The sequence below is a fragment of the Gordonia sp. NPDC057258 genome (assembly GCF_042668985.1).
In the GTDB taxonomy this organism is placed as follows: Bacteria; Actinomycetota; Actinomycetes; order Mycobacteriales; family Mycobacteriaceae; genus Gordonia; species Gordonia hongkongensis.
In genome coordinates this window covers 1-11196 of sequence record NZ_JBHUXZ010000062.1, presented here as the reverse complement: position 1 = coordinate 11196, position 11196 = coordinate 1, and the positions used below count along the sequence as shown (strand labels likewise).

The following is an 11196-nucleotide window of genomic DNA, read 5'->3' as shown; positions in this document are numbered from 1 at the left end:
GAGCCGCGCTGAGCGCGGCTCCGGGCTATAAAGCTGTGTGGGAACGATCGGCGGAATCGAGTTCGCGGTACCGGTCTGGGCGACGGCTACCGCGCTGGTACTGGTGCTGGTGGTCGCGTGGGTGTTCGGCGTCGTCGCCCGGTGGTTGCTGCGCCGACGCGCCCGGCTCGACGCGACGACGGCGATGGTGCTGTCGATCCTCGGCACCGCGCTCGGCCTCTACATCGCCGGCCTCGTCGACAAACACCTCCGGGTGTGGAGCGTGACGACGGTCGTGTTGGGGCTGATCAGTTCGGTCGTGGCGGTCGGCGCCTACGGCCTGCTCGCGGCGCGGTTGCAACGTCAATCCAATTCCCCTGTCGCGCAGCTGCTCTCCGACGGCGAATCCGATCGGCTCGAGTTCAAGTCGACCGCCCGGGTCAACCTGCGCAGCGGTGAGAAAGACCCCCGGATGGAGCAGGTGATCGTCAAGGCGGTGTCGGCGTTCCTCAATTCCGACGGCGGCACTCTGCTGATCGGTGTCGCCGACGACGGCACCCCACTCGGTCTCGAACCCGACTTCGCGACGCTGAAGGTGCCCGACGCCGACCGTTTCGAACTGTGGCTGCGCGATCTGCTGACCACGACCCTCGGCCAGAACACCGCGGCGGCCGTCGGCATCACCGTCGAATCGGTCGCGCGGCCCGACGGATCGGGGGACGTCCCGGTCTGCCGGGTGACGTGCTCACCGTCCCCGCGGCCGGTCTACCTGCGGGCCGGGAAGAACGCCCCGCCCGAGTTCTGGGTGCGCGCGGGAAACTCCACCCGCCAACTCTCTGTCGATGCGGCCGCCGACTACGTCATGCACCGGTGGCCGCTCGGCGCCGGGCGGGCGATCGCGGCCCAGGTGCGCGCCGCCATCCGGTTCTCGGCGGGGTGAGCCGAAGTCTCGTCCCCATGAGCGACCTCGAAGGGCACATTGCCCTCCCACGACACTCACGGGGACGACACTTTCCACACCCGGCCCGACGAAGCCTAGGAACCGGCCCGTCGCGCCTGGCCACGCCCAAAGCCGGCACGACTACCGCCTGTGACCACCCCGGAGCCACCCAGATCCGCACCACGGTCCGGTTCTCGGCGGGGTGAGTCAAAGTCTCGTCCCCATGAGCGACCTCGAAGGGCATATTGCCCTCCCACGACTCTCACGGGGACAACACTTTCCACACCCGGCCCGATCTGACGAAACCACCGACCGGTTCCGTGCGTCAAAGCAGGTGTGACTTCGGATTGTGGCGTGTACTCGCTGAGAGAACTGACCGCGATGGGCTGGGTGCCCGATGCCATTGCGCAGGCGCGCAAGGCCGAGACCCTGACGTCGCTCCGATACGGCTGGGTGCGGACGTCCGCGGCGGACCCCCACGTCGTGTCCGCGGTGACGGCCGGAGGTGCGCTGTCCTGCATCAGCGCGCTGCGGTTCCATCAGCGGCGCGGCCTGCCGGATCTTTGGATACCGCCGGGCCACAACGAGACCCACGTTCGTCTCAGCAAACACGCGAAGTCCGCCACGAAGCCCAGCGGCCCGTTCCGGTGGTGCCAGGGCTTCGGCCGCCCGCTCCCCGTGACGACGGCCGTCGACCCGATCGCCGTGGCGGTCGGCTGCGCCGCACGGTGCCTTCCGGCCGAGGAGTGGATAGCGGTGGTCGACTCCGTCCTCAACACCACCGACTGGACCATCCCGGACCTCCAGGCCGAGATGGGTCGTGTGACCCGTGCTGTCTCGGCGATGTTCGACCGATGTGATGCCCGTTCGCAATCCGGCACCGAGTCGATCGTTCGGCTCCGGCTCATCGCGGCCGGATTCGACGTCGAGGTGCAACCGTCGATCGGCGACCGCGAACACGCTGATCTCCGCACGGGTTCGTTGCTCATCGAGTGCGACGGCGAGTCGTACCACTCCGACCGAGCCGCATTCCGCAACGACCGTCGGCGGGACCGGATGACCATGCTCGACCGCTGGATGACGATGCGCCTCACCTACGACGACGTGCTGTACGACTGGGAGGAGGTCCTCGAGGAGATCCGCGCGCTGACACGCCCCGACCGGCACCGCATCCGCCGACGGGGCGACCCTTCGTGACGGCCCTCCGCCAGCTCCGGGCGCTCCTCAGCTCAGGGAGCAGGGGGCAGGGCGTTCTTTCGGATTAGGGAGCAGAGGGAGGGCATCGCTTGCACCCCACACAGCAGCGGTTCTGAGGTTCTTTCGGATGCGGGCGAACGTCTCCGAATAAGGACCGTAACTGTCCGCATGCCCTGAGAAGCTGGTGTCACACCACAACCCCAGGAGGAACCGTGAACTGGACACTCGAACTCGTCATCCTGCCGGTCAGCGACGTCGACCGGGCGCGAGACTTCTACTCCAAGATCGGATTCAACGTCGACCACGATCACGTCGTGTCCGACGAGATCCGGTTCGTCCAGATGACCCCGCCCGGGTCGGCGTGCTCCATCGCCTTCGGCAAGGGACTGAGCGACGCGGAACCGGGATCGGTGAAGGGTCTGCAGGTCGTCGTCACCGACATCAACGAGGCCCGCGAGCAGCTGCTCGCGGCCGGCGTCGACCCCGGCGAGATCGACGAACAGGCGTGGGGCCACTTCGTGTACTTCGACGATCCGGACGGCAACCACTGGTCGGTGCAGTACATGCCGTACCGCCAGAACTGAGCCCAGGTGGCTACCGTGGGATATGCGCTCCCCCATCGACGACTACCTCGAACGCGTACTCTCCGAATGCCGCGACGACGACGGCGGTGAGGTCGCGACCGGCAATCGTGAACTCGAGCAGGCGGATCCGTCGTCGTTCGGTATCGCGTTGGCCACCATCGACGGCACCGTGTACACCGCCGGCGACGCCGACCACGAATTCTCCATCCAGTCCATCGGCAAGGTCCCGGCCTACGCGCTCGCCCTGCGCGACCGCGGGCTCGACGCCGTACTCGAACGCGTCGACACCGAACCGTCCGGCGACGCCTTCAACGAGATCTCGCTCGAGGCCGAGACCGGCCGACCGCGCAACGCGCTGATCAACGCGGGCGCCGTCGCCGTGCACGGGATGATCAACGGCGCGGATCCCAACGAACGCGTCGACCGCGTCATCGACCTCGTCAGCACTCTCGCCGGACGCGAGGTCTCGGTCGACAAGGAGGTCCACCGCGCCGAACTCGCCTCCGACGACCACAACACCGCGCTGGCCTACCTGCTGCGCTCGGCGGGCAAACTCGACTGCGAACCCGACGAGGTCGTCGACGGGTACGCCGCCCAGTGTTCGATCCGGGTCTCCTGCCGCGACCTCGCCGTCATGGGGTCGGTACTCGCCAACGGCGGACTGTCGACCGGCGACGACGAGCGCCTCCTGGAAGGCTGGATCACCCGGCACGTCCTGTCGGTCATGGCCACGTGCGGCATGTACGACGGCAGCGGCAGCTGGATGGCGACGGTCGGAATCCCCGCGAAAAGCGGTGTCAGCGGCGCGATCCTGGGCGTATTGCCCGGCCAGGTAGGGCTCGCGGTGTGGTCGCCGCAGCTCGACAGACAGGGCAACAGCGTGCGCGGCGTCGCCGTTTTCGAACGGCTGTCGCGCGACATGGAACTGCACATGATGCACGTGGCCCCCACCGGTCGGCCCGCGCTGCGATCGGTGACCGAACACGACGGCACGACAGTCGTCGAGCTGCAGGGCGACGTGCGCTTCGCGGGTGCGGAAATCCTCGCCAACCGTGCGTGCGAGGGGTTCGGCACCGACGCCGTCGTCCTCGATCTGACCCATGTCCGCGTGATGGACGACGCCGCCCGACGACTGATCGGCGAGGTGGCCCGCCGCCTCGGCGACGACTACGACGTCCGCATCGAAGACCCCGATGACATTTTCGACGAGGCTTCGGCTGACGACGACTTCTCTGATGGCGACGACACCCCGGACAGCGACGACACCCCGACCGTCGGAGACTCCTAGAGATCTCGGGACGAGTCCTGGCCCGCGGCAGTCAGCTCGCGGCGCTTCGCCAGCGCCGGCACGCCGAACCAGCGTCGGCAACTGCGGGTCAGCGTGCTCTGCTCGGAGTATCCGATCTGCCGCGCCACCGCCGCCAGCGGGACACCCCGATTCGACAGCAGTGAGACGGCGAGGTCGCGGCGCGCGTCGTCGACGAGTTGCTCGAACGTCGCGCCCTCGTCGGCCAGACCCCGCTGCACCGCACGCGGGTGCATCATCAGCAGCTTCGACACCGCCTCCAGCGTGGCCGCCCCCGCCGGCAGGGCGCGCACGATCAGCGCCGAGACCGCCTCGCCGAAGGCCCTCTCGCGATCGTGTCCGGTCATGAATCGGATGGCCACGTCGTAGGCCAGGGGGTCGACCCGCCGCAACGTCTGTTGCATCACCCCGCGGGGAAAGACCACCAGGTTGGCCGGCGCCTCGAACTCGACCGGGCAACCGAAATAGTCGGTGTAGACGCGCGGCTCGGACATCGGCGGGTGCGCCAAGGTGATCCGGTTCGCGCGGAAGCCGTGACCCAGCGTCATCGCGAACGTCGACCGGGTGACGCCCATCGCGAGTTCGACGACGTGCGGTCGGTACGGCACACGCTGCAGCACGGTATCGAACTCGTAGGCGATCTCCCGCTCGCCGTAGTGCATCTGAGCGCGGATGGCCGGGCTGTACACGTGTGCGAAGGCCGAGACCTGTCGAAACGAATCGCCGACGGTCTCGGCGTTGCGGGCGGCGATCGCGACCGGGCCGAGGATGTCGGGGTCCTGCCGGGCGGCGAGGCGCAGCCCGAAGTCGGGGACGTCGAACTCGGCCGCGCACAGACCGATGACCGTCGACAGAGCGGTGAACGGGACGAACCGGTCGTACGCGCCGACGACGGCCGGGTCGATGCCGACGCGGCCGAGGATCGCGCGGGCATCGCCATCGTGTTCGGCAATCAGTTCGGGTAACTGACTGAGCGAGGATGCGCAGATCAGATCGGCCATGGCACCAACTGTCAAGAAGTCGTCGTGAGATGTCAAGAACTCCGACCTGGGCGGGAGTGATCATGGACACACGCCGCCGACCGCTCGACGGCCGACACACTCAGCGAGGAGTACCCATGACCACCATCGACACCGTCCGCACGAGTTTCTTCATCGACGGCGGCTGGCGCGCGCCGGCCGGTTCGACGACGATCCCGGTCATCTCCCCGCTCACCGAGGAGCAGTTCGGCTCGGTACCCGAGGCCACCACCGCCGACGTCGACGCGGCCGTCGAGGCCGCCCGCACCGCGTTCCGGTCGTCGGGCTGGCGCGACCTGTCCCCTGCCGACCGTGCCGCACACCTGCGCCGGTTCGCCGACGAGCTCGACAAGCGCGCCGAGGATCGCGCGTCGGCGGTGACGTCCGAGAACGGCATGCCGATCGCGCTGGCGCGGTTCGCCGAGGGCGCCGCCCCGGTCCAACTGCTGCGCTATTACGCCGACCTCGTCGAGTCCACCCCGGTGGAGGAGACGCGTACCAGCCAGCCGTTGCCCGGCTCGACGATCGTGCGCCGCGAGGCCATCGGCGTCGTCGGGGCGATCGCACCGTGGAACTTCCCCGCGATCCTCTCGATGTTCAAGATCGCGCCCGCGCTGGCCGCCGGCTGCACCGTGGTTCTCAAGCCATCCCCCGAGACGAGCCTCGACGCGTACGTCCTCGCCGAGGCGGCCATCGCCGCCGACCTGCCCGCCGGTGTCCTCAACATCGTCAACGGCGGCAGCGAGATCGGCCGACACCTGGTGTCGCACCCGCACATCGACAAGGTCGCGTTCACCGGCTCGACCCCGGCCGGCCGCGAGATCGGCCGCGTCTGTGGCGAACTCATCCGTCCGGTGACCCTCGAACTCGGCGGCAAGTCCGCGGCGCTGGTGCTCGACGACGCCGATCTCGAGCAGACCGTCGGCGGACTCGCCACCGCATCCCTACTTAACACCGGCCAGACCTGCTACATGTCCACCCGAATTTTGGTGCCCGGCAGCCGTTATGACGAGTACCTCGACGCCATCAGCGCGATGTGCGCGTCGCTGCCCGTCGGCGACCCGATGGACGAGACCGTCGCGGTCGGTCCGCTCGCCAGCGGCCGGCATCGCGACCGGGTGCTGTCCCTCATCGACCGCGGCCGCACCGAGGGCGGCACCGTGACCACCGGCGGCGGCACGCCGTCGGGTGTCGACCGCGGATTCTTCGTCGAGCCGACCGTCTTCGGAGGCGTCGACAACTCGGCCACCATCGCCCGCGAAGAGGTCTTCGGCCCGGTCCTGACCGTGCTGCGCTACGACGACGTCGACGACGCCATCGCACTGGCCAACGATTCGTCGTACGGGCTCGGCGGAACGGTGTGGACCTCCGATCCCGACCGCGGCGTCGACGTCGCCCGTCGCGTCGAGACCGGCTCGTTCGGCGTCAACTACTTCAACCTCGACTGGGGTTCGCCCTTCGGCGGCGTCAAGGCCAGCGGCATCGGCCGCGAGCTCGGCCCCGAGGGCCTGGCCGCCTACCAGAACCTCAAGTCGATCTTCCTGCCCGCCTGACACCCGTCTCGTTCATTCACACTCGTACACAACACATTCCAAGGAGGCGATCGGCCATGTCCGATGCCGGAGTCACTGCTGCCAAGGCACTGGTGAACGACACCCTCGCCCTGCTCGACCGGCTCACGCCCGCCGACTGGGCGGCCGACAGCGCCTGCCACGGCTGGCGCGTCCACGACGTCGTCACCCACATGGGCTTCTTCTTCAACTTCATCGCCGACCCCGACCTGGTCTTCCCCGACAATCCGAGCGGAAAGTCCGAGCGACTCAACGACGCCGCGGTACGCGAGCGGGCCGACTGGTCGTCGGAACAGGCTGTCGAGTATTACCGCGCGCAGTCCGAGGCCGGCTTCGCGACCCTGGCCGCGTTGCAGGGCGAGGACCTTCGTGACCAGCCGCTGGACATGCTCGACCTGGGCACCTACCGGCTGCGCCAGCTCAGCGACGCCGTCGCCTTCGACCACCTCGTGCATCTCACCAGCGACCTGATGCAGCCGTTCGGACCGCTGGACGCCGCCGAGGTGTCGGTGAGTGCGGCCATCGATCCCGCCATCGACTGGATGATCGCCGGCCTGCCCCAGATGAACGGTGCGGCACTGTATCCCACACTCGTGAGCCCGATCGGCCTGCGGCTCACCGGCGCGACGGACCGTTCGTTCGTCCTCGACCGCGACACTGCGGGCACGATCGTCACCGTGCGCGAGACCGCCGACCTGCCGGCCGATGTCGCCACCTCCTCGGCCACCGACTTCCTGCGCTGGGGCACCACCCGCAGCGCCTGGCGCTCGGCGGTCACCGTCAGCGGCGACCGACAGCGCGTCGTACGCGTCCTCGACGCCGTCGACATCGTCTGAACTCACTCAATTCGTCTCACCCAGAACAGAAACGGAGTACCCCCATGTCCGAGTACCGGAAGGACAAGGTCATCGTCATCACCGGCGCCGGAAGCGGCTTCGGCAAGCTGATCGCGGAGAAGACCGCGGCCGCCGGCGCGCACGTCGTCGGAGTCGACGTCAACGCCGACAACGTCAACGCCGTCGTCGAGGGCATCCGCGCGGCCGGTGGTTCGGCGCTCGCCCAGGTCGCCGACGTCACCGACATGGAGCAGGTCGCCGCGGCGGCGAACGCCACCGTGGAGCACTTCGGCGCCATCGACGTCCTCGTCAACAACGCCGGCGTCATGCCGCTCGCCTACTTCGCCGACCACGCCCGCGCCTGGCAGAAGTGGCACGCCGCCATCGACATCAACATCAAGGGCGTCGTCAACGGCATCTCCGCGGTCTACGACCAGATGATCGCGCAGGGTCGCGGCCAGGTCGTCAACATCTCGTCGATCTACGGCAATGCCGGCATCGAGGGTTCGGGCGTGTACAGCGCGACCAAGGCCGCGGTCACCACCATCTCGGACTCATTGCGCATCGAGGCCAAGGGCAAGATCAAGGTCACCACCGTCAAGCCGACCGGCATCACCGGCACCAACCTCGCCAGCTGGATCGTCAACGACACCGCGATCATGGGCCTCGTCGGCCAGCGCGCCGCCTCCTACGGCGAGCACGTCACGGCCCTTCTGAACGACGACCTGCCCGCCGAACTCACCGACGTCGACTCGATCAAGTACTGGCTGATCAAGCCCGAGGATCTCGCCGACGCCGTCGTCCACGTCATCGACCAGCCGTGGGGCATCAGCCTTTCCGACGTGACCGTGCGTGCCAGCGGCGAGGACTACCTGTACTGATCGACCGGTTCGACCCGCTAGGAGCTTTCTGATGTACCCCGGAGCCCACCTCTCCACCCGACCCAACGATCCCGCGGTCATCATGGCCGACGGGAGTGAAACGGTCACGTTCACCCAGTTGGAGACCCGGTCGGTCCAGGTCGCCCGGGCCCTGGCCGACCGCGGCCTGCGGCCCGGCGACCACCTCGCGGTGCTCGCCACCAACACCGCGCGGATCTTCGACATCTATTGGGCGGCAATGCGGTCGGGCCTCTACCTGACCATGGTGAACTGGCACCTCACCGCCGCCGAGAGCGCCTACATCGTCACCGACTGCGGCGCGAAGGCCCTCATCGTCGACGCCGCTCTCGCCGACCTCGGCGCCGAGCTGATCCCGCTCACCCCCGGCGTCGAGACACGTTTCGCCTACTCCGGCCGGATCGAGGGTCACGACGATCTCGACGCCGCCGCGGCGGCGCAGTCGACCGAACCGCTCGCCGACCAGCCGCGAGGCGCGGACATGCTCTACTCGTCCGGCACCACCGGACGACCGAAGGGCATCAAACCCGAACTGCCGAACCGGCAGGTCGACGAGCCCGGCGACACCATGATCGCGATGAACCAGTCCGTGTGGGGCGTCGGTCCCGACACCGTATACCTGTCGCCGGCACCGCTGTATCACGCTGCGCCGCTCCGCACCTGCGCCTCGGTACAGGCACTCGGCGGCACGGTGGTGGTGATGGAGCGGTTCGACGCGGAACGGGCGCTGGCCCTCATCGAGGAACACCGCGTCACCTACAGCCAGTGGGTGCCGACGATGTTCGTGCGCATGCTCCGACTTCCCGAGGAGGTGCGGGCCCGGTACGACACGTCGAGCCTGAAGGTCGCGGTGCACGCCGCCGCGCCGTGTCCCGTCGACGTCAAACGGGCCATGATCAACTGGTGGGGTCCGATCCTGTCCGAGTACTACTCGTCCACCGAGCTCAACGGTCTCACCATCGTCGACACCCCGGAGTGGCTGGAGTACCCGGGCACGGTGGGGCGCGCCGTCCTCGGCACGATCCGGGTCTGCGATCCCGAGAGCACCGAGGTGCCGCCGGGAACGATCGGCACGATCTACTTCGAGCGCGACCGGCTGCCGTTCGAGTACCACAATGACCCCGAGAAGACCAGTGGCGCACAGCATCCCGAGCATCCGACATGGACGACCACCGGCGATTTCGGTTACGTCGACGACGATGGCCACCTGTTCCTCACCGACCGCGACTCGTTCCTGATCATCTCCGGCGGGGTGAACATCTACCCGCGGGAGATCGAGGATGCACTCCTCGCCCACCCGTCGGTGCTCGACGCCGCGGTCATCGGCGTACCCGACCCCGATCTCGGCGAGCGGGTGACGGCGGTCGTGCAACCGGTCGAGGGACAGGACGGGGGCGACGAGCTCGCCGATGCATTGTTGGATCACCTCCGACCGCGGATCGCGAAGTTCAAGCTGCCGCGCGAGGTCATCTTCCGGGACACGTTGCCGCGCACGCCGACCGGGAAGTTGGTCAAGCGCAAGCTGTGACCCTTCGTGGCAGGGAGCGGACGCGGGCGTCCGACATTCATGCTCCCTGAGGTGCGAGCAAAGCGAGCCACGAAGGGGCTCGCAAGGTCCCTCACCAGGCCCTTCGTGGCTCGTCGACCTCGACGCGCTCCTTCGTCGCTTGCTCGGCCCGGCGGCTTGCGCTCCTCGCACCTCAGGGAGCATGGGTTATGCGGTTCTTCGGATTGGGGAGGGGTGGGGGGTCGCTTGCGCTCCTCTGCACCTCAGGGAGCGGAGGCCGGAGGGGGTCGCGCTCCCTGAAACCGCGCACCGTGGCGTCCGGCCGGTCCTAGACTTGCCGGATGTCGGAAGGATTGTTCCGCTGGTGCATCGCGGTTGTTGCCGCGATTGTGGTGTTCGTCGGTGTGACACCGTCGGCAGTGACAGCAGCGCCGGCGGCCGTGTCGTCGTCCGACATCGCCACCGAATGTGCGGGCAAGCCCGTCCGGGTCGCGGTCCGGTGGTACTTCCCGCCCGGTGAACCCTCGGCGATCGTGTGGTTGCAGCACGGCTTCTCCCGCACGGCGGCCAACCTCGACGCATTGGCCCGCGCGTATGCGAAAGCCGGGTTCCTCGTCGTGAGCCCGACGCTGGACTCCGTCAACCTCGGCGGGTGTGCCGTCGCCTACAACATCGCCGACAACGCCGCGTTCGCAAGGACCATCGGCGGGGTCTTCGGTTCCGGCCGGGACACCGGCAGTCCGCTCGCGACAAGCCTTCGCAAAGCACGCGATTCCGCCCACCGCCCCGACGTGACGATGCCGTATCGGATGATCTTCTCCGGACACTCGGCCGGCGGCGAGTTCGTCGTCGTGGCGGCCGACGCACTCCGCCGCGCCGACCCCGTCGCCTACCGACGCCTGGCCGGCCTCATGCTGTTCGACCCCGTCAACTCGTTCTTCGGCGTCAACTTCGCCACCGCCGCAGCATCTCTCGCCGCCGCCGAGCTACCGATCCGGGTCATCGCGTCGCAACCGTCGGTATCCAACAACTTCGGGCAAGGCGTGTCCGTCCTCCAGGAGACAACGCGGCAGGAGTTTGTCGGCTCGCGCCTGGTGACCGGAATCCACATCGACGCCGAAGGCGAGTCGACCGACCTGATCGGCGAACTGTCCGAGCTCGCCGTGCCGCGTCCCCGCAACGGGCGGGTCATCCGCACGCTGGCCACCGGCTGGTCGTCGGACATGGTGGCCGACACCGCGACCCCGACCTACTACCCCGGCGGCCGTTACTACGACCTGCTGCTCGAAACCCGCACCGTCACAACACTGCCCGTTCCCTAGAAACGACGCGGCCCCCGCACTCGCGATGAGTGCGGG

Annotated in this window: 10 protein-coding genes; 9 read left to right on the top strand and 1 reads right to left on the bottom strand. The window is 68.3% G+C overall.

What is annotated here, in order from left to right:
* The first annotated feature begins 37 nt into the window (after window positions 1-37).
* The 4 genes from ACFUEJ_RS23840 to glsA all read left to right on the top strand — a co-directional run bounded on the left by ACFUEJ_RS23840 (window position 38) and on the right by glsA (window position 3988).
* Complete coding sequence (locus tag ACFUEJ_RS23840; RefSeq protein WP_165630485.1) at window positions 38-919, top strand: helix-turn-helix domain-containing protein; 882 nt, start codon at window positions 38-40, stop codon at window positions 917-919.
* A 381-nt stretch (window positions 920-1300) separates the two neighbouring features.
* A complete protein-coding gene (locus ACFUEJ_RS23835) occupies window positions 1301-2116 on the top strand; it encodes an endonuclease domain-containing protein (protein ID WP_388032329.1) in 816 nt (271 codons plus the stop codon).
* A gap of 212 nt (window positions 2117-2328) precedes the next feature.
* The gene (locus ACFUEJ_RS23830; protein WP_058253291.1) at window positions 2329-2700 is read left to right on the top strand and encodes a glyoxalase superfamily protein; all 372 of its coding nucleotides are present in this window, start codon (window positions 2329-2331) and stop codon (window positions 2698-2700) included.
* 22 nt (window positions 2701-2722) lie between these two features.
* Complete coding sequence (gene glsA / locus ACFUEJ_RS23825) at window positions 2723-3988, top strand: glutaminase A (protein WP_165630487.1); 1266 nt, start codon at window positions 2723-2725, stop codon at window positions 3986-3988.
* Here the strand turns inward: glsA and ACFUEJ_RS23820 are convergent.
* On the bottom strand, window positions 3985-5007 hold the full coding sequence (locus tag ACFUEJ_RS23820) for an AraC family transcriptional regulator (RefSeq protein ID WP_165630488.1): 1023 nt from the start codon (window positions 5005-5007) through the stop codon (window positions 3985-3987). The genes glsA and ACFUEJ_RS23820 overlap by 4 nt on opposite strands.
* A 116-nt stretch (window positions 5008-5123) precedes the next feature.
* On the opposite strand from ACFUEJ_RS23820, the gene ACFUEJ_RS23815 reads away from it, so the two are divergent.
* From ACFUEJ_RS23815 to ACFUEJ_RS23795, 5 genes are all read left to right on the top strand, one after another.
* Window positions 5124-6578 (top strand): aldehyde dehydrogenase, encoded by a 1455-nt coding sequence (locus ACFUEJ_RS23815; protein WP_165630489.1) that lies wholly within the window; start codon window positions 5124-5126, stop codon window positions 6576-6578.
* A 56-nt stretch (window positions 6579-6634) separates the two neighbouring features.
* Complete coding sequence (locus ACFUEJ_RS23810) at window positions 6635-7432, top strand: maleylpyruvate isomerase N-terminal domain-containing protein (RefSeq protein ID WP_165630490.1); 798 nt, start codon at window positions 6635-6637, stop codon at window positions 7430-7432.
* Window positions 7433-7476: 44 nt separating this feature from the next.
* Window positions 7477-8313 carry an SDR family oxidoreductase gene (locus ACFUEJ_RS23805; RefSeq protein ID WP_165630491.1) on the top strand — a complete coding sequence of 279 codons (837 nt, stop codon included), beginning with the start codon at window positions 7477-7479 and terminating at the stop codon, window positions 8311-8313.
* A gap of 31 nt (window positions 8314-8344) precedes the next feature.
* Window positions 8345-9859 carry an acyl-CoA synthetase gene (locus ACFUEJ_RS23800; RefSeq protein WP_277242509.1) on the top strand — a complete coding sequence of 505 codons (1515 nt, stop codon included), beginning with the start codon at window positions 8345-8347 and terminating at the stop codon, window positions 9857-9859.
* Window positions 9860-10179: 320 nt separating this feature from the next.
* Window positions 10180-11160, top strand: a complete 981-nt coding sequence (locus ACFUEJ_RS23795; RefSeq protein ID WP_277242508.1) for an alpha/beta hydrolase — start codon at window positions 10180-10182, stop codon at window positions 11158-11160.
* Window positions 11161-11196 lie beyond the last annotated feature (36 nt).